The sequence below is a fragment of the Pseudohongiella nitratireducens genome, assembly GCF_001642735.1.
GTDB classification, from domain to species: Bacteria; Pseudomonadota; Gammaproteobacteria; order Pseudomonadales; family Pseudohongiellaceae; genus Pseudohongiella; species Pseudohongiella nitratireducens.
The window spans coordinates 39,153-58,762 of sequence record NZ_LWHM01000001.1 but is presented as its reverse complement, the minus strand read 5'-3'; the positions used below and the strand labels follow the sequence as shown (position 1 = coordinate 58,762).

The 19,610-nt window shown below is 51.7% G+C and carries 17 protein-coding genes; 12 read left to right on the top strand and 5 right to left on the bottom strand.

Features of this window, described 5'->3' with window-relative positions:
• The first annotated feature begins 65 nt into the window (after positions 1–65).
• Positions 66–1,793: an ATP-dependent RNA helicase RhlB gene (gene rhlB, locus PSCS_RS00275; protein ID WP_068893809.1), complete on the top strand. Its 1,728-nt coding sequence runs from the start codon at positions 66–68 to the stop codon at positions 1,791–1,793.
• Positions 1,794–1,941: 148 nt separating this feature from the next.
• Here the strand turns inward: rhlB and PSCS_RS00270 are convergent, their stop codons facing one another.
• The 4 genes from PSCS_RS00270 to gatC form a co-directional block, all read right to left on the bottom strand.
• The gene (locus tag PSCS_RS00270; protein ID WP_068809797.1) at positions 1,942–2,268 is read right to left on the bottom strand and encodes a PA4642 family protein; all 327 of its coding nucleotides are present in this window, start codon (positions 2,266–2,268) and stop codon (positions 1,942–1,944) included.
• 72 nt (positions 2,269–2,340) lie between these two features.
• A complete protein-coding gene (gene gatB, locus PSCS_RS00265; RefSeq protein WP_068809796.1) occupies positions 2,341–3,777 on the bottom strand; it encodes an Asp-tRNA(Asn)/Glu-tRNA(Gln) amidotransferase subunit GatB in 1,437 nt (478 codons plus the stop codon).
• 4 nt (positions 3,778–3,781) lie between these two features.
• Positions 3,782–5,230 carry an Asp-tRNA(Asn)/Glu-tRNA(Gln) amidotransferase subunit GatA gene (gatA, locus tag PSCS_RS00260; protein ID WP_068809795.1) on the bottom strand — a complete coding sequence of 483 codons (1,449 nt, stop codon included), beginning with the start codon at positions 5,228–5,230 and terminating at the stop codon, positions 3,782–3,784.
• An 11-nt stretch (positions 5,231–5,241) separates the two neighbouring features.
• A complete protein-coding gene (gene gatC / locus PSCS_RS00255) occupies positions 5,242–5,529 on the bottom strand; it encodes an Asp-tRNA(Asn)/Glu-tRNA(Gln) amidotransferase subunit GatC (RefSeq protein ID WP_068809794.1) in 288 nt (95 codons plus the stop codon).
• A gap of 342 nt (positions 5,530–5,871) precedes the next feature.
• Here gatC and PSCS_RS00250 point away from each other — a divergent pair, with 342 nt between their 5' ends.
• The 11 genes from PSCS_RS00250 to mtnA all read left to right on the top strand — a co-directional run bounded on the left by PSCS_RS00250 (position 5,872) and on the right by mtnA (position 19,130).
• Complete coding sequence (locus tag PSCS_RS00250; RefSeq protein ID WP_068809793.1) at positions 5,872–6,912, top strand: rod shape-determining protein; 1,041 nt, start codon at positions 5,872–5,874, stop codon at positions 6,910–6,912.
• A gap of 24 nt (positions 6,913–6,936) precedes the next feature.
• Positions 6,937–7,959 (top strand): rod shape-determining protein MreC, encoded by a 1,023-nt coding sequence (gene mreC / locus PSCS_RS00245; protein ID WP_082866708.1) that lies wholly within the window; start codon positions 6,937–6,939, stop codon positions 7,957–7,959.
• A 2-nt stretch (positions 7,960–7,961) separates the two neighbouring features.
• Positions 7,962–8,450, top strand: coding sequence for a rod shape-determining protein MreD (mreD, locus tag PSCS_RS00240; protein WP_068809791.1), 489 nt, complete (start codon positions 7,962–7,964; stop codon positions 8,448–8,450).
• A 6-nt stretch (positions 8,451–8,456) separates the two neighbouring features.
• Complete coding sequence (locus PSCS_RS00235) at positions 8,457–9,068, top strand: Maf family protein (protein ID WP_068809790.1); 612 nt, start codon at positions 8,457–8,459, stop codon at positions 9,066–9,068.
• 21 nt (positions 9,069–9,089) lie between these two features.
• Positions 9,090–10,568 carry a ribonuclease G gene (gene rng, locus PSCS_RS00230; RefSeq protein ID WP_068809789.1) on the top strand — a complete coding sequence of 493 codons (1,479 nt, stop codon included), beginning with the start codon at positions 9,090–9,092 and terminating at the stop codon, positions 10,566–10,568.
• 20 nt (positions 10,569–10,588) lie between these two features.
• Positions 10,589–14,710 carry a YhdP family protein gene (locus PSCS_RS00225; RefSeq protein ID WP_068809788.1) on the top strand — a complete coding sequence of 1,374 codons (4,122 nt, stop codon included), beginning with the start codon at positions 10,589–10,591 and terminating at the stop codon, positions 14,708–14,710.
• Positions 14,711–14,720: 10 nt separating this feature from the next.
• Positions 14,721–15,596 (top strand): carbon-nitrogen hydrolase family protein, encoded by an 876-nt coding sequence (locus PSCS_RS00220; protein ID WP_068809787.1) that lies wholly within the window; start codon positions 14,721–14,723, stop codon positions 15,594–15,596.
• Between the two features lie 58 nt (positions 15,597–15,654).
• Positions 15,655–16,395: a hypothetical protein gene (locus PSCS_RS00215; RefSeq protein ID WP_068809786.1), complete on the top strand. Its 741-nt coding sequence runs from the start codon at positions 15,655–15,657 to the stop codon at positions 16,393–16,395.
• Positions 16,396–16,608: 213 nt separating this feature from the next.
• Complete coding sequence (locus PSCS_RS00210; RefSeq protein WP_068809785.1) at positions 16,609–17,193, top strand: TetR/AcrR family transcriptional regulator; 585 nt, start codon at positions 16,609–16,611, stop codon at positions 17,191–17,193.
• Between the two features lie 179 nt (positions 17,194–17,372).
• Positions 17,373–17,789: an ExbD/TolR family protein gene (locus PSCS_RS00205; protein ID WP_068809784.1), complete on the top strand. Its 417-nt coding sequence runs from the start codon at positions 17,373–17,375 to the stop codon at positions 17,787–17,789.
• A gap of 213 nt (positions 17,790–18,002) precedes the next feature.
• Positions 18,003–19,130, top strand: a complete 1,128-nt coding sequence (mtnA, locus tag PSCS_RS00200) for an S-methyl-5-thioribose-1-phosphate isomerase (RefSeq protein WP_229694588.1) — start codon at positions 18,003–18,005, stop codon at positions 19,128–19,130.
• A gap of 15 nt (positions 19,131–19,145) precedes the next feature.
• Here the strand turns inward: mtnA and PSCS_RS00195 are convergent, their stop codons facing one another.
• Positions 19,146–19,493, bottom strand: coding sequence for a histidine triad nucleotide-binding protein (locus tag PSCS_RS00195; protein ID WP_068809783.1), 348 nt, complete (start codon positions 19,491–19,493; stop codon positions 19,146–19,148).
• Between the last annotated feature and the right edge of the window lie 117 nt (positions 19,494–19,610).

The window sequence follows — 19,610 nt, the reverse complement described above, 5'->3', positions numbered from 1 at the left end:
CTTGAATGGCCGCTCAGCCTGACGATATGATGCGGCCTATTGCTAAACCGACAAGGTTAATCTCAATGCCAAATTCAGATAATGATTCGAGTAATAATGACGCTCAAGACAAGAGCGTGAAACAGGACTTGCAGGAAGAGACTCAGCAAACCCAGCAGCCACAACAGCAAGACGAAATCCAGGAACAGGCCCCGCCTGAAGCTCCGCAACCAGAAGCCGGGGCAGAAGAACCTGTCGTTGATAGTGAGCCGGTTGCAGAGAAAACAGAGCAACCGGAACAACCGGAACAACCGGAACAACCGGAACAACCGGAACAACCCATTGTGGCAGATTCTGCCGCTGAGGTGGCGGATGAAGCTGCAGATGTGAATGCAACTGCTGATGTGAATAAAGAAGAAGTCGCTGTGGCTAAACCCGCCGTTCAAGTTGATGCGCAGCCCGAGCAAAATATTGAAGCAACAGTCAGTGCCAGCGAGCTTGAGCCAGCATTTGAAGAAAAAGTCATAGCCCCAAAAGTGGCATTCAGTGAATTTGATTTGCAGCCGGAGCTGGCCAAGGCAATCGAAAAAATGGGGTTCACTCACTGTACCCCGATCCAGGCACAAAGCCTTCGTTACACACTGCGAGGGTACGATGTCACAGGCAAGGCGCAAACGGGAACGGGGAAAACAGCCGCATTTCTGATTACGCTGATTAATGACATGCTTAAAAATCCGATCCAGGAGCAGCGCTATTCCGGTGAGCCGCGAGCCATTGTTCTGGCGCCAACACGTGAACTGGTGATTCAGATTGCCAGTGATGCAGATTTGCTTTGTCATGGCAGTGGACTGAATGTCATTACCATGGTGGGTGGTGAGGATTATGCCAAGCAGCTAAAGGCGGTTGATAAAGGCCCAGTGGACATTGTTGTTGCCACACCGGGACGGCTGATTGATTTTCTGCAACATGAACACCTTTATCTGGGGCTGGTTGAGTTGCTGGTCATTGATGAAGCGGATCGTATGCTGGATATGGGCTTTATCCCTCAGGTCAGGAATATCGTGGCACGAACGCCACATAAAGACTGTCGTCAGACGCTGCTGTTCAGTGCCACATTTACACCAGAGATCCTTGAGCTGACATCGCGTTGGGCGATGGATCCGGTGATGATCGAAATCGAACCGGAACGTGTTGCGACTGACATGGTTGAGCAAATTGTTTATCTGGTCACGTCAGAGGACAAGTACAAACTGCTCTACAATCTGGTCAGTCTGCAGGGCTCAGAAAAAGTGATTATTTTCAGCAACCGGCGTGACCAGGTCCGTAAGCTCGCCGATAGCCTCTACCGCAATGGTATTGAGTGCGGTATGTTGTCTGGTGAGGTCGCGCAGAAAAAACGCATCAAAACACTGGAAGATTTCCGTACCGGTAAAACGAAAGTGCTGGTCGCGACCGATGTCGCTGGTCGGGGGCTGCACATCGATGATGTCACCCACGTGATCAACTATACCCTGCCGGAAGAAGCTGAAGATTACGTTCATCGTATCGGTCGTACTGGTCGTGCGGGTGCCAGTGGCACATCGATCAGTTTTGCCTGTGAAGAGGATTCTTTCCTTCTGCCCAATATTGAAGAAAAGTTGGGAGAGAAGCTTCGCTGTGTTCACCCTGATCATCGTTTGCTGGCGGATGCGCCTGAGTATAGCCGCGCTTCTCATTTTAAAGAAGACGATAAAGCAGGGAAATCAGGGCGATCATCAGGCAAGGGCGCTCCGCGTAGCCGTTCCGGTTCACGCTCAAGGAGTCGTCGTAGCTAATAAGCCTCAAACTTAACACTGAAACATACAGATGAAGCACAAAAAAGGGAGACAAGTGATATACCTGTCTCCCTTTTTTTGTGGCGATAATATGCGGTTTCAGTTGTAAGTCACACTGCGGAACAATGATAACTATTAAACCAGGCTATTAGCTTTGGCTGGTTTCCGCGCCATTGTTTTGCATCACTTTGATATAAGGAGCGGCTTTGCGATGCTGCTTCAGGTGATCCAGGAAAGTCTGTCCGTTTTCCAGTTTCACATTAATATCGCGACCGGCTTCCACAAAGAACGGGATGAACCGGCTGAACTGTTCCGGCAGCATGCTGCGGTAGGCTTTCTTTAGTACATGGTAATCAGCAGGCGTGCCCTCTGGGGCTTCCAGGTCCAGAAAGGCTTTTACGCGTTCATCTGACCATTCTTCATTTCGCGTTGCCGGCTGGACACGGTCTTTGCCGGTTTTCTTCTCTTCAATCATAGTATCTCTTCCATTATGTAGTCCTGACCAGCAAATGCTGCTGGTCAGGCGTGACGAGAGTGACAGGCAGTGTTAGCCGTTGTTCAGCTTCTCGCGTAATAGTTTATTGACCTGGCCGGGGTTGGCTTTACCTTTAGATAGTTTCATCGCCTGTCCAACCAGATAACCAAATACCTGCTCTTTGCCGCTGCGGAACTGTTCGACCTGGTCCGGATTAGAGGTAATTACTTCATCAACCAGGGATTCCAGAGCGCCAGTGTCGGTGACCTGTTTCAGACCTTTGTTCTCAATGATCTGGTCAACATCACCTTCGCCCTCTGCCATGGCTTCAAACACAGTTTTGGCAATCTTGCCGGATATGGTGTTGTCCTTGATGCGGGCAATCAGCGTGCCCAGTTGCTCAGGCGAAACAGGAGACTCAGCAATGCCCTTGTCAGCCTTGTTGAGCAGGCCAAGCAGATCCACACTGACCCAGTTGGCGGCCAGTTTGGCATCGCCGCATGTGGTTACGACAGTTTCAAAATATTCCGCCATGGCTCTGTCTGCTGTCAGTACGCCGGCATCATAATCGCTGAGTCCGTGTTCGCTGACAAAACGGGCCCGTTTTGCATTGGGTAGTTCCGGCATGGTTGCCTGGACAGCCGCAATATAGTCATCGTCGATGACAACAGGCAACAGGTCAGGCTCAGGGAAGTAGCGGTAGTCATTGGCGACTTCCTTGCTGCGCATGGAGCGGGTTTCATTGAGCTCGGAATCGTAGAGGCGGGTTTCCTGAACAACCCTGCCACCGTCTTCAATCAAGTCTATCTGTCTTTCCACTTCATGATTGATGGCCTTTTCCACGAAGCGGAAAGAGTTGATGTTCTTGATTTCAGCGCGAGTGCCAAATTCTGTTTCGCCTTTTTTGCGAACCGAGACGTTGGCGTCACAGCGCATCGAACCCTGTGCCATATTGCCATCAGAAATGCCCAGGTAGAGTATGATCGAATGCAGTTTTTTCAGGTAGGCAACGGCTTCCTTGGCACTGCGCAGGTCCGGCTCGGAGACAATCTCCAGCAAAGGTGTGCCGGCACGGTTCAGATCGATGCCTGTCATGCCCTGAAAGTCTTCGTGCAATGACTTGCCTGCATCTTCTTCGATGTGAGCACGAGTCACGCCAATGACTTTCTCCGTGCCGTCTTCCATTTCGATGGTCAGTGACCCCTTGCCCACGGTCGGAAAGTCCAACTGACTGACCTGGTACCCTTTGGGAAGGTCAGGGTAAAAATAGTTTTTCCGGTCAAACACGGAGCGCTTGCCGATTTCGGCATCAATGGCCAGGCCGAATGAGACAGCCATGCGCAGCACTTCCTTGTTCATGACTGGCAAAGTTCCAGGAAGCGCCAGGTCATATATGTTGGCCTGGGTGTTTGGCTCTGCCCCGAATTTAGTGGGGCTGCCTGAAAACAGTTTGCTTTGAGTGGCCAGCTGTACGTGAACTTCCAGCCCGATAACAGTTTCCCATGTCATGTCGTTATACCTCCGGTCGCTGTTGGTGCCAGTCAGTGTTCAACTGGTACTGGTGGGCAACATTGAGCAATCGGGCTTCACCAAATGAAGGGCCGATCAACTGCATGCCAATTGGCAGGTTATTGATCTGTCCGATTGGCAGAGACATGCCAGGCAGGCCGGCTAGGTTAACCGCAATGGTGTAAATGTCTTCCAGATACATGGTCACCGGGTCGCTGTTTTTCTCGCCCAGTTTGAAAGCAGTGTGCGGTGATGTTGGGCCAAGAATGACGTCAACATCTTCAAATGCAGCATCAAAATCCTGTTTGATCAGGCGGCGAATTTTTTGTGCCTTCTTGTAATAGGCGTCATAGTAGCCAGCAGAAAGTGCGTAGGTGCCAACCAGAATGCGTCGCTTCACTTCGTCGCCAAAACCTTCGCTGCGACTGCGTTTGTAGAGATCTTCCAGGTTGACCGGGTCTTCGCAACGGTATCCGTAACGCACGCCGTCATAGCGAGACAGGTTGGCTGAGGCTTCTGCTGGTGCGATAACGTAATAAGACGGGACTGACAAATGGTTGTTTGGCAGATCGACTTCTTTAACCGTTGCGCCCAGACTTTCCAGCACCTTGATGGCACCCTGGAGTAAATCACTGACTGCCGGGTTGAGGTCCTTGCTGAAATGCTGCTTTGGCAAGCCCACTTTCAGGCCCTGCAGGCTGTCACCAAGCATCGCTGTGAAGTCTTCGGCCGGAAGGTCAAGGCTGGTTGAGTCACGCTGGTCAGTGCCAGCTATGGCATTCATCATCAAGGCGGCGTCTTCGGCGCTCTTGGTGAGCGGCCCAGCCTGGTCCAGACTGGAGGCAAAGGCGATCATGCCAAAACGAGAAACGCGCCCGTAAGTCGGTTTCAGTCCAGTGATGCCGCAAAAAGAGGCTGGCTGGCGAATCGAACCGCCAGTATCGGTGCCAGTGGCCATGGCGCACAGGTCGGCAGCTACCGCTGCAGCCGAGCCGCCGGAAGAGCCGCCCGGAACGCGTTCCTGATCCCAGGGGTTACGGACTGCGCCGTAATGACTGGTTTCATTGGAGGAGCCCATGGCGAATTCATCCATGTTGGTTTTACCCAGCATGACCGCGCCAGCCGCTTCCAGTCGCTCAACCACAGTAGCCGAGTAGGGCGATATGAAATTGTGCAGCATTTTGGAGCCACAGGTAGTTAATACATCAGTGGTACAAAAAATGTCTTTGTGAGCGATTGGTATGCCGGTCAGAGGGCCGGCATTTCCGTCAGCACGGATCGCATCGGCTTTGGCCGCCTGCGCCAGGGCCTGCTCGGCGGTCACAGTGATATACGCGTTGATCGATGGGTTGAGCTGTTGGATGCGGTCGAGAAAGGCCTGTGTCAGTTCAACGGCAGAAGTTTCCTTGCGGTCCAGCGCGCTGGCCAGCTCGGTCACGGTTTTGCTTAACATGGAGTGGATCCTTACTCTATTACTTTGGGGACCAGGAACAGACCTTGTTCGGTCGCTGGTGAGATGCGCTGCAGTCGCTCGCGTTGATTGGTCTCGGTTACCTCATCTTCGCGCAGTCGTTGTGTCGCATCAAAAGGGTGTGCCATCGGGTCGACCGAGTCCGTATCAATAGACTGCATCTGGTCGATCATGGCCAGAATATTGGAAATACGCTGAGTGACTTCTTGTGTGTCAGCCTGGTTTATCTCGAGTCTGGCCAGATGGGCAATTTTTTCGACATCTGATTTGTCCAAAGCCATTCATGAACCTCTTTGTTGTGCAATAATACCGGTTGCTCAGAACGCTGAGCATGTTTCGTGGCCGGAATGTTAATGACACTTGCTCTAGCGTATGAGCGTTGCTAGAGTGCGTATCTGATTTGCTGGAGAAGCCGTGATTATACGGGATTATAACCGGTCTGAGGCAACAGTTTCCTTCCAGGTTTCCGCTCGAGCCCTGTCGCACTGGCTAAAAACGTCAGTTTAAGACAGGAACTGTCGGTCGATTTATCTGTCTGCTGATAAATGACGGCGTTGCAGACCCGCTGTTCCAGGGCGTGCGGGTCGTGGATATATTAGTATATTGAGGTTAGCAGGAATTCAATGTTCAAAAAAATAAGAGGAATGTTCTCCAACGATTTATCCATCGATTTGGGAACAGCCAATACTCTGATTTACGTCAGGGGAGAGGGGATTGTCCTGAATGAGCCGTCGGTGGTTGCCATTCGTAATCATAACGGACAGAAAACAGTGACTGCAGTCGGTGCTGATGCTAAAAGAATGCTGGGTCGAACCCCAGGCAACATCACCGCAATTCGTCCTATGAAAGACGGCGTGATCGCCGACTTCCAGGTAACAGAAAAAATGCTACAGCACTTTATTTCCAAAGTGCATGAAAACAGTTTCTTCCCGCCGAGCCCGCGTGTGCTGGTTTGCGTACCCTGCAAATCCACCCAGGTGGAGCGCCGTGCGATTCGCGAGTCGGTCATCAGTGCCGGGGCACGAGAAGTCAGCTTGATCGAAGAGCCTATGGCCGCCGCTATCGGTGCCGGGTTGCCGGTTGAAAAGCCCAATGGTTCCATGGTGGTTGATATCGGTGGTGGTACAACAGAAATTGCCATTATTTCACTGAATGGTGTTGTCTACGCCGAGTCTGTGCGTATTGGCGGTGACCGCTTTGATGAGGCCATTATCACTCATGTGCGCCGTAACTACGGCAGCTTGATCGGTGACGCTACAGCTGAGCGGATCAAGAAAGAAATCGGTTGTGCCTATCCGGCAGACGGCGTGCTACGCGAAATTGATGTACGTGGTCGCAACCTGGCCGAAGGTGTGCCTCGCAGTTTTACGCTGAACAGTGATGAAATCCTTGAAGCACTGCAAGAGCCGTTGTCTGCGATTGTGCAGGCAGTGAAAAGTGCTTTGGAGCAGTCTCCACCGGAGCTGGCATCTGATATCGCCGAAAGTGGTATGGTGCTTACTGGTGGTGGTGCATTGTTGAAAGATCTGGACAAACTGCTGGCAGAAGAAACCGGGCTGCCGGTGATTGTTGCTGACGATCCTTTGACCTGTGTGGCCCGTGGTGGCGGCAAGGCAATGGAACTCATGGATCTTAACGAGATGGATGCGCTGACCCTCGACTGACGCTGAACAGACAGAGGTGCCGGTATTAAAACCTTATTTATTAAAGGTGCATCACTCGAGTATCGTCTGATTGGCTACGTAGTTCTGTCAATTCTGTTGATGTTTGCCGATCGCCAGTTCGATTACATGGATCGGGTGCGCTTTACAGTCGCTTACCTGACGACGCCTGTTTATTGGGTGGCGGATATTCCTGCGCGTACATCTTCCTGGATGGATGATGTCTTCGTCTCTCATCGTGACCTGATTGAAGAAAATGCAGAGCTGCGTCAGCAGCTCCTGTTTGCTCAGCGTGAATTGCAATTGCTGGCTGGTCTTGCCAGTGAAAACAATCGCTTGCGAGAGCTTCAGGCTGCGGCGCAAGGTATTCAGGGCGAAGTCGAAACGGCTGAAATCATCAATGTATCCAATGACCCCGGGTCGCGCCGTGTCCTCATTAATAAGGGGGTGCACGACGGTGTGCGTGAAGGCTATGCTGTCCTGGATGCACACGGCTTAATGGGGCAGGTTGTCGAGGCGCTCCCGTTTACCAGTTGGGTGATGCTGATTACTGATTCGCGTCATGGCACGCCAGTGCAGGTCAATCGCAATGGTGAGCGGGCAATTGCACGAGGTCAGCGCGGCCAGGTACCGGGTTTGGTGCTTGAGTTCGTGCCTGATACGGCTGATATCCAGATCGGTGACCTGTTGGTCAGTTCTGGCCTGGGGCAACGTTTCCCTAAAGACTACCCGGTGGCTGAAGTGACTGATGTTGTTCATGACCCGGGACAGGCATTTGCTATCATTTCTGCACGACCTATGGCGCAACTGGATAGAACACGACTGGTGATGCTGGTGGAGCCGGAATTGCCTGAAACACCTGAACGATTGCCTGATACGCAAAGCGATGGTGAGCCGCAGCCAGTTGAAGAAGTGTCAGCAGGTATTGGCAGCGAAGAAAATCCCGCTGTTTCTGACAATGAGGCATCGCCGGACGTTGTGGAAGCGACAGCTGGCGAAGCGAGTGATACTGCAGTCGAGACTGTGAATGATGCAGCAGGAGAACAATAACCATGACACCGAAAGCTAATGGTATCTGGGTCATTGTGCTTAGCTTTTTGCTGGCATTCCTGCTGGCAATCGTACCGTTTCCTGACTGGGCCATGCACTACCGGCCACAATGGGTTGCATTGGTGCTGATCTACTGGATGATTGCACTGCCTTACCGCGTTGGCATGGGCACAGCCTGGGTGGTTGGAGCATTCGTCGATATTCTGGAAGGCTCAATGCTCGGACTGAATGCTCTGGCCTATACGTTGATCGCATATCTGACGTTAAATATCCATCATCGGTTGCGAATGTTCTCGTATTTGCAGCAAAGTGCCCTTGTTCTTGTCATGGTTGGTCTGAGTCTGATTCTGGTGCACTGGATTAAAGTGGGTACTGAACAGTCGGACCCGGTCGGCATGCTTTACCTGCTCAGTGCCGTGTCCAGTGCCTTCATCTGGCCATGGTTGTTTGTAGTGCTCCGTCAGTTGCGACGTGGCTTTGACGTGCAGTAGCCGCGAATGAAACAAGCGACAACAACACAATCAGATCACGACCTGATTCTGGGCTCCGCTTCTCCCCGTCGGCAGGAACTGCTGGCACAACTGGGTGTTAATTTCCATGTGCACGCCAGTGACATTGATGAAACGCCCTTTCAGCAAGAATCCCCAGCGGCTTATGTCGCTCGCCTGGCAGAGGCTAAATCATCAGCTGTGATGGCTGAGGTCGGTGGTGATATTCCGGTTCTGGGGTCCGACACCATCGTCGTCAGTCAGAGTGAGTTGCTTGGGAAACCTGTTGATGAGGCTGATGCCACGCGTATGCTGACCGCGCTGTCTGGCAGAGAGCATCAGGTCATGACTGCTGTTTGCGTAAGAAACAGAGAACGTCATGAAGTGGTTGTCGTGGTGAGTGATGTAACATTTCGTGAGCTGACTGAGGCTGAGATCTCAGCCTACTGGCAAAGCGGAGAGCCTGAGGGGAAAGCAGGTGCTTACGCGATACAGGGTCTCGGAGCGACATTTGTCAGCGCCATGAAAGGGAGTTACAGCGGCATAGTCGGCCTGCCGCTGTATCAAACGGATCAATTGCTTAAGTCCTTTGCTGTGCCCACTCGCCTGCGTCCGCGCTAGGTGAACTCAACGGAACCGAAGATGAGTGAAGAAATACTGATTAATGTCACGCCCCGGGAAACCCGGTTGGCGTTGATTGAAAACGGTTTGCTGCAGGAGATATTTCTGGAGCGCCGGAGCCGTAGCGGCCATGTTGGTGACATCTATCTTGGCAAAGTTGTCCGGGTCATGCCGGGCATGGAAGCGGCGTTTGTCGATATTGGCCTGGAGCGTGCAGCGTTCTTGCACAACACTGACATTTTGCCGATTGATGCCGATGGAATGGAGGTGCGTTCAGAAACACCGGTTGATATTCAGCGTCAACTGCGTGAAGGCCAGTTTATCGTTGTACAGGTCGCCAAAGACCCGATCGGCACCAAGGGGGCGAGGCTGACGACACATCTGACACTGCCTTCCCGGCACCTGGTGTATTTGCCCAGAAACAGCCATATCGGTATATCGCAGCGACTGGAAGATGAAGCAGAGAGAGCGCGGCTGGAGCAATTGTTACACAAATGCCTGGAGGAGGATGCTCGCCAGGATCAGGGCGGTTTTATTATCCGCACAGCGGCAGAAGGTGCATCTTCGGATGAACTGAAGGAGGATGTTCGCTTCCTGCACAAGCTGTGGGCTGCGGTAGAGCGCCGTATCGAGAAAAGTGAAGAAGTCAGGGTGCTGTATCGCGATTTACCCCTGTATTTGCGGGCAGTACGTGACCTGATTACCCCTCAGATCGAAAAAATCCGCCTGGATACCCAGGAGGCTTTTGATGAAGTTGAACTGTTCATGCGGGACTTTATCCCTGATTGCCAGACCCGTGTCGAACTTTACCAGGGTGAGAGGCCTATATTCGATGTCTATGGCATTGATGACGAAATAGAGAAAGCACTGGGTCGTCAGGTCAAGCTTAAGTCAGGCGGGGACCTGATTATCGATCAGACCGAAGCGATGACCACCATTGATGTGAATACCGGTGCTTACCTGGGCAGTAAAAATCACGCTGAAACGGTGCTGAAAACCAACCTTGAGGCGGCAACGGCTATCGCGCGTCAGCTTCGTATCCGTAACCTGGGCGGTATTATTATTCTGGACTTCATTGACATGATAGATCCAGAGCATCAGCGACAAGTACTGCGCACGCTGAATAAAGCGCTGGAAAAAGACCATGCGCGAACCATGGTAACCTCAATTTCAGAACTGGGTCTGGTAGAAATGACCCGCAAACGGACCCGCGAGAGCCTGGGGCAAATTCTGTGCTGCCCCTGTCCGGTCTGTTCTGGGCGAGGGCGTGTCAAAACGTCTGAAACCATCTGCTATGAAATCTTCCGCGAGATTGTTCGAGTCGCCCGGGCCTACGAGAATGATGAGTTGCTGGTAATGGCATCGCAAGGCGTTGTTGACCGTTTGCTGGACGAAGAGTCCAGTACCCTGGCCGATCTTGAGGTGCTGACAGGTAAAACGATCCGATTTGAGGTCGAACCCATGTATACTCAAGAACAGTACGATGTCGTGCTGTTTTAATTATTATTTAAAGGCTGCTGATGGCTCGCAGATTGTTGCGCACAGTATTACAGGTCACATTCTGGCTGTTGCTGGTGCTGCTGATTGTCACTGCTCTCTATGTCAGTGTAGGGCGGCAGATAGTGCCGCGCGTCAGTGAATATCGCGAACCTATCAACGACTGGTTATCTCAGCAACTGGATGCCTCTGTTACTTCCCGTGAGATAGAAGGGTTCTGGGCCAGGTTTCATCCACGCTTTGAAGTCACGGATCTACAGGTACAGACCCAGGCTGAGACAGGGGCGCCAGAAGGACCTGAAACGACCACATCCCTGGCATTTTCACGCGTGTCGCTGGAACCCGATATCCTGCAATCACTCTGGCAGCAGCAGCCTGTCATTCGCAACCTGACGATTCATGACCTGTCTCTGCAATTGTCACAGCACGATAATGGTCGCTGGCATCTCTCAGGCTTTTCCCCGGGCAATAATCCCCCGACACTGGCTGAGCTTTTTGATCTCGCCCGGGGGGTAGCTGATGTCAGCTTGCGGGAGGCGACCGTTCACATTACCTCCAGAACGGGTGAAAGCCGAACCTTGCGACAGGTCGCCCTGGATTTTCGCAGTGACAACGATATTTATACCCTGCGCCTGCGAGGCGAGCAGGATGATGTTGAGTTGCCGTTAATATTGGAAGCAGATCTTGCAGGGCAGTCTCTGGAAACCCTGGCAGGTGACGCCTATTTAAGTTTACCGCCGGGCAGTTATAACGACGTGCTGCAATCACTGGTACCAGCGTTGCAGGAAGGCCGGGTTCAGACGCAATCGTTATCAGCCTTTGGCGAATTCTGGTTAACCTTACAGGGTGGCAGTCTGCAAGAGTTGACGCTACGCGCCGGGGGGCGCAGTGACCTGCAGGTCAGTGATGGCGATAGTGGCACTAATGACGATGTGGAACTTAATGAGGTGCAGATAGGCTGGTTGCAGTTAAGTCGCAACGAGTCTCAGTCTGGCTGGGAGCTGGACGCTGAAGAAGTCGGTTTTCAATACAACGGAGTCAGTTGGCCAGAAGGTGGGATGAGCCTGCGTTACAGTGACCAGGGACAGTTGGATGCTCGCGTTGATGTGATAGATGCGGGACTGGTGACCCGGTTGCTGACTGCTTTTCTCCCTGGTGGTGCTGCCCGGGCTGAAGTGGATGGTTTCAATGTTCGGGGGCAGTATCAGGATCTGGTCTTCAATGCCGCTCTGAATGAGCGGGAATTGCAATCTGCCAGCCTGAAAGCCAATGTTCAAGAAGGCGCCATGAGTGCGCATCGAAATGCACCCTCACTGTGGGGACTGGATGGCTACCTGCAGTTTGACCTGGACATGGTGACAGAGCAGGCTAGTGGTTTTTTTGAATTGGACAGCCAGTCCCTGGCAGTTCAGTTTCCGGATCTCTTCGAAGATATCTGGGAGTATGATAAAGCCAATGGACGGGTCGGGTTTAAAGCTGACTTTTCGCAGGATTTGCAGGTGCGACTATCCAGTTCAGTCATATCGGCAGAATCCGATCAGATCAACGCTCGCGGACAGTTTGCTGTCGATATCCAGAATGGTGATGAACGTAAAATTGTGCTTGATCTGATGATCGGAGCACTTTCCGGCGATGCCAGTCATAAATCACAATATCTGCCCACTGGCCCCAAAGCACCACAATTGGCTCAGGCTGCGCTAAGCTGGGTAGCCAGGTCGGTTCAATCGGGCAACATTGCCAATAGCGGCTTTATCTTTCGGGGTGAAGTGCAGTCGGGCTCCTCCCATACTGATCGTAATCTGCAGATGTTTTTCCATGTTAACGACGGGCAACTGGAGTTTGACCCTGCCTGGCCGGTGCTGGAGAACATAGATGGTTATCTGACCATTCGAAATGGTGAAGTCGATGTGTTTGCCAATGCGGGAGAGAGTCTGGATATTGCCTTTGAGCAGGCGCGTGCCACTGTTCGCGAAAACCCGGGCGGAGGACAATGGCTCACAGTGAGTGGTGAGGGGCAGGGTAGTGCTGCGCAGGGTTTGTTGTATTTGCAGCAAACACCAGTGACCCGGGATGTTTCAGAATATTTGAACGATTGGCAGGCCGAAGGGGAAACCAAATTTACACTGTCTCTGTCATTACCACTGGGCATTGCCTCAGCGAGCCCTGATGTCGTTCTGGACATGAACTTTGAAAACCATCAACTGTATATTCCTGATTTTGATCTGCAGGCGGCTGACGTCAACGGCACTATGCGATACTCCGCAGCAACGGGTCTTAGCAGCAATAACCTGACAGCTAATGTCTGGGGCCGAGAGGTTGATCTGGCAGTCAGCTCGGATGTGCTGCCGGTGCCCAGTAATGTGGGCGAGGGAGAAGCCCAGCCATCGCAACCGTCAACGCAAACGCGACTGGAGGCGACAGGCATGGTGGATGATGCCTCCTTGCGCGAATGGAGCGGAATGCCTGACGTGGTGCGTACCGCTCTTGGGCGGGCCGAAGGTGAGTTTCCCTATGAATTGTCGCTAACACTTGGCGGTACACCGGAGTTGGCGATAACGTCAGAATTGCAAGGGTTGTCAGTGGATTTTCCACCACCATTCCAGAAGCGTCGGGAAGAAAGCTGGCCGTTGCAGTTAAACATGACCTTTGACGGTGCAGAGACTCAAATACAGGCAAGGCTGGCGGAGCTGGCGCAGTTGAACCTTTCTGTCGAGACAGACAGCGATGCTGAAACACCCTATGGTGGACTGCTGTATCTGGGGGTACCGTCGACTGATATGCGGGTGCGCCGCCTGAATCCTGATGAGCCAGGTCTTGATGTTATCGGTCACGTTGAACATCTGGAGTATGAAGCCTGGGCTGACGCCATTCAGTCCTTGCCGGGCGCTTCCGCTTCAGTTGATTCGGCGCAATCGCGTGTTGAATCACTGGTTGGTTCGGCAGCGTTAACCATCGGTACGCTGGATATCTATGGAGAAGAGATCACTGATCTCAGCCTTTCAGTGGAAAAACTGCCTATGCGCTGGAACCTGGGGATGGTCAGCGAGGTTATCGAGGGCGATATCGCTATCCCCACCTCGGGCAGTGAACCCTGGCAGGTGGATCTGGATCATTTGATCCTGCGTGCAGATGAGGCAGAGCAGAACGATGCTGAGCCGCCAGGTCTGGCTGCTGGGCTGGAAGCCGCCGCGGCAGAGTCCCAGGCGCAGCAGTTGGCCTTGGATGAGTTGCCTACGGTTGAGTATGAATTGCCACCGGAGGACCCGCTGGCCAGTTTTGACCCGCGCATTATTCCGGACATGAATTTGCAAATTGATCAGGTGAATGTGGCCGGGGCAGATTTCGGCAACTGGCGTTTCAATGTCACTGCTGACGGTTCCGGTGCGCTTTTTCGCGACCTGCGGATGCAATTGCGGGGTTTACAAATCGGCAGCGAAGAAGAGCCGGCTGAATTTCGCTGGGTGTATGATGGCAATACGCACCGCAGCGCGCTAAACGGTATTATTCTGGCAGGGGATTTGGCTCCGGTACTCAGCAATTTTGGTTATGCCCCCAGCCTTGAAAGCAGTGAAGCACGTTTTGATACGCGTCTGCACTGGGATGGCAGCCCGGCTTATTTTTCCGCGCTGGCCATGAGTGGTGATATCGACATCAATATTCAGGATGGTCGTTTCCGGCAACGGGCAGGTGTGGCCAACAGTGCCTTGCGTCTGATCAGTTTTATCAATTTTGACGCGCTGGTGCGGCGTTTGCGATTTAGCGATGATCTGGTGAGAACCGGGCTTTCGTATGATGAGATCAGCGGTCGTATTAATCTCAGTCAGGGTATTGTTACGATAGAAGACAGGTTGCAGATTATTGGTGCTGCCAGCCTGTTTCAGATTGCCGGTCAGATAGATCTGGCAAATCAGACCATCGACGGTGATCTCTATATTACACTTCCGGTCAGTGACAATATCCCCTGGCTAAGTGGATTTGCGGTGCTTAACAATTTAATTAACTGGCAATTGGCCGTGGGTGTTTTCCTGGTGGACCAGATATTTGGTGATCAGGTTGATGACCTGACCAGTGCGCATTATAAACTGGACGGCCCTTGGGATGGTCTGGAGCCTGAGTTGAACCAGGTTTTCAGCAGTGGAAGCTAGGAGGCAAGAAATGAGTAGCAACAATCAAGATACAGGGCGAACCAGCTGTCGCCTGGCAGCTGTGCAAATGGTAAGCGGGGCAAACCCTGATGTGAATCGGGAACGTGCCGCTTTCTTACTGGATATGGCTGCTGCCAATGGTGCTGAAATGGCCGTGCTTCCAGAAAATTTTGCAGTTCTGGATGGCGGGCCGCAAGCGGAAGTGGCAGAGGTGGAAGGCGATCTGACTGCGCCGCTACAAGGGATGCTCTCCGAGAAAGCGAAGTCGCTGAATATGATCATCGTGGCCGGCACGATCCCACTGATTTCCCGTCCTGGTGACCCGGACTCACGGTTAACGGACGGCCGTGTTCGGCCCGCATCGCTGATGTTTGGTAGTGACGGTCAGATCAAGGCCCGCTACGACAAAATGCATCTGTTTGATGTGGAGGTCAGTGATCGTCAGGTCCGCTACGCTGAGTCCGACAGTTTTGAAGCGGGGGAGCAGCCGGTTGCAGTTGATACGCCATTGGGTAAGGTCGGCATGACGATTTGTTATGACGTTCGTTTTCCAGAGCTGTATCGGTATCTTTTTGAGCAGCAGGTCAGCTTTATTACAGTACCCGCGGCTTTCACCCGGGTCACAGGGGAGGCGCACTGGGAAGTGTTGTTGCGGGCCCGAGCAATAGAGAACCAGTGCTTTGTGATTGGTGCAGGCCAGGGCGGGGTACACAATGAGCGACGGGAAACCTTTGGGCATTCAATGATTATTGATCCCTGGGGGAGGGTGCTGGCCAGTCAGGCGCAAGGCGAAGGTGTTGTAGTGGCCGATGCTAACCTTTCATTATTGAATGAGATTCGCAGCAAGATGCCGGTCAGGGATCATCGTCGCAAGATGCCCGGTTAATGTTAAGTTATTTTAAAAAAATGAATTAAGTATTTGAATAAGTTGTTGAGATAAATTTGTGAAAGTTGATAAAGCTCTTGTCAGTCATCTGTTGGCAGCACTGTTTGTTGTGATTGGGTTGGCGGGGTCTCATGCTGCTGCCCCCTATTTTTTGAATGCAGGTTTGTTTGCCTTGTCAGGAACCATCACCAATGCACTGGCAATCCATATGCTGTTTGAGCGTGTCCCGGGTTTGTACGGGTCGGGTGTCGTTGTTATTTACTTCGAAGAGATTAAGATTGCGATCCGTGAAGTGATCATGGAGCAGTTTTTTTCAGGCCAGGCGCTGGCTGGCGTGATGTCCTCGGGTGATAGCGGTCTTGCGGCCTCCTTGTCACAGCGACTGACATCGGTGGTCGATGATATGAACTTCGACAAAGCATTTGATTCACTCACCGATGCCATCATGACTTCATCCATGGGGAGTATGCTGGGGCTCGTTGGTGGTGTGAAAGCGCTGGACAGCTTGCGTGAGCCATTCGCAGAGCGGATGCGAAGTTATCTCAAAACCTATCTAACCTCTGAAGAGTTTCAAGCCCTGCTAAAAAAACAGGCTGAGCTGGATGATCCAAATGCATTAAGTGAAATGGTTGAGAGATTGGTCGATGCCAGGTTGGCCGAATTAACACCGCAACAGGTCAAGTCTATCGTGCAGACGATGATGCGTCGGCATTTGGGCTGGCTGGTTGTTTGGGGTGGTGTCTTTGGTGGGCTGTTAGGCTTACTGGTGGCTGCACTGCGAGATTCGTTTTTGTTTTAATGAACAGTCAATATTAAGCCGTTTTATCTGAATATTACCGACACTTTTTGCAATAGCTGCTGTAAGTGTCGGTATTTCTTTGTGTAATTGTGGCATTTTGTATCATTAGATGTAAAAGGTGCTGGCCTTGCAATAGAATCGCGCAGGTTCTCAATCGAGTAAGCTTCTCGATTACTTCTTTTCTTATCAAGCATTAAAGGTAAGCGATTTATTATGGCCAGACCTGTTGAATTTGTATACGAAGATGTCCTGTCTAATGCGACTGAGCAATTTTGGCGAGAAGGATTTGAAGCCAGCTCGGTACAAAAGCTGCTGGACGTGACGGGCATCAATCGCGGTACGCTGTATAACTCTTTTGGTGACAAGGATACGTTTTTCAAGACTTGCCTGGAGTACTATAACCAGACTGTTAACGCAGACCTGGAGGCCTCTCTGAATGATGAGTCATTATCTGCCTGGGAGTCTGTGGAAAAATATTTTCAAGTGTCTGTTCTGGGCCTGACCAACAAGAAGCGCAGCCTTGGCTGCCTGTTCGTGAACTCATTCTGTGAGAGCATTAACTACAACAAAGACATTCAGAAGCTGGTCAAAGGGTATTACAACAATATTCGCAAAGCTTTCCTGAAACGGATGAAAGAAGCCGAAAAAGCGGGACAGCTTAACAAAGACGTCTCGGCAGAATTGGCCACGGATGCGTTGATGAATCTGCTGAGCGGACTGCGGGTTCATTCCCGTGAAGGTAAGCCGGGCAAACAGCTGGCAGCCATCACTGATCTGACCATCAAATCCTTGCGTTAAAAATGTTCCAGCGGGGCTATTGAGGTTCCGTTCATATCAGGTATACTTGAGACGAATTGCCTTGACTGTTGCTTAGGTGGCAGTCATACAGGCTTCTGGTGCATAACTGGATTTTTGCAAAATATCTAATAAAAACAGATATTTAATTAATAATTAAAGCATAAGTTGGTGTATACGAAATGAAAAAGCTGGCAGGTCAAAGAAAAGACGAGGAAACCAACGTCGACTTAACCCCAATGCTCGACGTGGTATTCATTCTGTTGATTTTCTTCGTCGTCACTGCAACATTCCTGTCTGAGCAGGCGATTGATGCAGCGAGTAACGATAGCAACAATGAAACCCCGCCGGAAACGGATGATGAGCAGAAGAATATTCTGATTGAGCTCAGCCAGAACAATGAGATTACATTTAATGGTGAGCCGCGCCCTGTCATTCAAAGCCAGATCCGGGCAAACATTGACCGTTTGAAAGCAGAGAACCCTGCTGCGTCTGTTATTATCCGACCAAACCCACGTTCCAGCGTTGAAACGATGGTGATGGTAATGGATTCTGCGCGTCAGGCAGGTATTTACGATATTTCAGTCGTAGAGCCATAAGCGCTTAAACTAGGCACAACATAATACCCTTCAGCGACACAGTCTTGTTACTTGGTCTTGTAAAAGGGTAGTGAAAACGAAACGCACTGCATGTGATTCCTGTCGGCGCCAGAAATGGCAACTATAGACAGACGACACGTCCAGTGCGTTTTTTTATATCTGTATCAGCTGAATGGTTTTGTTCGGCTGCGTAGTTAGGGCTGGGGAAGCGTTGTGAGCGAACATGCCGAAAGCATGCGAACTATCTGGTACGAAACTGAAGGTGACAAGGTCTGCATTATCGATCAGACGCAGTTGCCGCATGCGCTACAAATCATCACGCTGGAAACACTGGCAGATGCCTGTCGGGCTATTACTGACATGCAGGTTCGCGGAGCACCGCTGATTGGTATTACAGCTGCTTTTGGTGTTTATCTCAGTCTGAAACAAAATCCCCAATGTTTATTGTCCGCCTGTCAGCAATTGGCCGCTACGCGCCCGACAGCCATTAATCTGCAATGGGCATTAACGCAAATACAGCAAGAGCTGCAAGCCTTGGATACAGCTGATCAGATTGGTTCAGCGCTAAGCCTGGCACGGCAACTGCTAGCCGATGATGCCGGTGCTTGTAGCGCTATCGGTGATAATGGCTTGCAGATTCTCAAAGCCTTGCTTAAGCAAAAACAGCAGTCCCAGCCATCGGAGCAGTCGGGTGAGAACGCCTGCCTGAATATATTAACCCATTGTAATGCCGGTTGGCTTGCTACAGGTGGGTGGGGGACAGCGCTGGCCCCCATCTATAAAGCGCATCAGGCTGGCTTGCCTGTGCACGTGTGGGTGGATGAAACGCGTCCGAGAAACCAGGGGGCGTCTCTGACGGCCTGGGAACTAGCGCGTAGCGGTGTTCCTCATACGCTGATAACCGATAATGCCGGTGGCCATTTGATGCAGCACGGTATGGTAGATGTCTGTATTGTCGGAAGTGATCGCACGACTCGCCAGGGTGATGTCTGTAACAAGATAGGGACATATCTCAAGGCGCTTGCGGCGTTCGATAATGACGTGCCGTTTTATGTGGCCTTACCCGCTTCAACCATCGATTTTGCCGTCAATGATGGAGTCAGGGAGATACCAATTGAAACCCGAAGTGCTGATGAGGTGAATTATGTGTCGGGCTTAGCGGATGATGGCACTGTAAAGAGGGTGCGTATCAGCCCGCCAGCAACCGGGGTCAGTAATTACGGCTTTGACGTGACACCTGCACGACTGGTTTCCGGGTTGATTACTGAGCTGGGAGTTTATCCGGCGAATGTAGAGGGGGTGGCAAAAATAGCCGAGGCCATGGCTGCTGACCAGGGTTAACATGCCCTGAATGCCCTAGCCTGGGGGCCAGGTCATTTGCCGGCCACCCAGAATATGCAGGTGCAGGTGATAGACAGTCTGACCTCCCTGTTCACCGTTATTGATAACCAGTCGATAACCGTTGTCCTCTAGCCCCAATGTTTTGGCAATGTGCTTTGCGCTTACCATCAGTTTGCCGAGCAACGCCTGTTGAGCATCTTCTGCAGCACTGATGCCGCTAATGTGCTCACGGGGAATCACCAGAACATGAGTCGGGGCGGCAGGATTAATGTCCCTGAACGCGTAAACATCCTCGTCCTGGTAAACTGAGGTTGATGGTATCTCGCCGGCAATGATGCGGCAAAAAAGACAGTCACTTGTCATGGCAGGGCATCCTCCCTAAACTCAATCAATTCGCAATGCACTGATATCATCTTAACAGTGCTTGCCAGGCCCGTCGATGAGGGTAATTCAGCATAGTCATGTCAGGAAGTTATCAGC

Excerpts from the sequence above, each read along its gene's own strand:
- rhlB (WP_068893809.1), top strand. The coding sequence starts at position 66 with ATGCCAAATTCAGATAATGATTCGAGTAATAATGACGCTCAAGACAAG.
- PSCS_RS00270 (WP_068809797.1), bottom strand. The coding sequence starts at position 2,268 with ATGATTGAAGAGAAGAAAACCGGCAAAGACCGTGTCCAGCCGGCAACG.
- gatB (WP_068809796.1), bottom strand. The coding sequence starts at position 3,777 with ATGACATGGGAAACTGTTATCGGGCTGGAAGTTCACGTACAGCTGGCC.
- gatA (WP_068809795.1), bottom strand. The coding sequence starts at position 5,230 with ATGTTAAGCAAAACCGTGACCGAGCTGGCCAGCGCGCTGGACCGCAAG.
- gatC (WP_068809794.1), bottom strand. The coding sequence starts at position 5,529 with ATGGCTTTGGACAAATCAGATGTCGAAAAAATTGCCCATCTGGCCAGA.
- PSCS_RS00250 (WP_068809793.1), top strand. The coding sequence starts at position 5,872 with ATGTTCAAAAAAATAAGAGGAATGTTCTCCAACGATTTATCCATCGAT.
- mreD (WP_068809791.1), top strand. The coding sequence starts at position 7,962 with ATGACACCGAAAGCTAATGGTATCTGGGTCATTGTGCTTAGCTTTTTG.
- PSCS_RS00235 (WP_068809790.1), top strand. The coding sequence starts at position 8,457 with ATGAAACAAGCGACAACAACACAATCAGATCACGACCTGATTCTGGGC.
- rng (WP_068809789.1), top strand. The coding sequence starts at position 9,090 with ATGAGTGAAGAAATACTGATTAATGTCACGCCCCGGGAAACCCGGTTG.
- PSCS_RS00225 (WP_068809788.1), top strand. The coding sequence starts at position 10,589 with ATGGCTCGCAGATTGTTGCGCACAGTATTACAGGTCACATTCTGGCTG.
- PSCS_RS00220 (WP_068809787.1), top strand. The coding sequence starts at position 14,721 with ATGAGTAGCAACAATCAAGATACAGGGCGAACCAGCTGTCGCCTGGCA.
- PSCS_RS00210 (WP_068809785.1), top strand. The coding sequence starts at position 16,609 with ATGGCCAGACCTGTTGAATTTGTATACGAAGATGTCCTGTCTAATGCG.
- PSCS_RS00205 (WP_068809784.1), top strand. The coding sequence starts at position 17,373 with ATGAAAAAGCTGGCAGGTCAAAGAAAAGACGAGGAAACCAACGTCGAC.
- PSCS_RS00195 (WP_068809783.1), bottom strand. The coding sequence starts at position 19,493 with ATGACAAGTGACTGTCTTTTTTGCCGCATCATTGCCGGCGAGATACCA.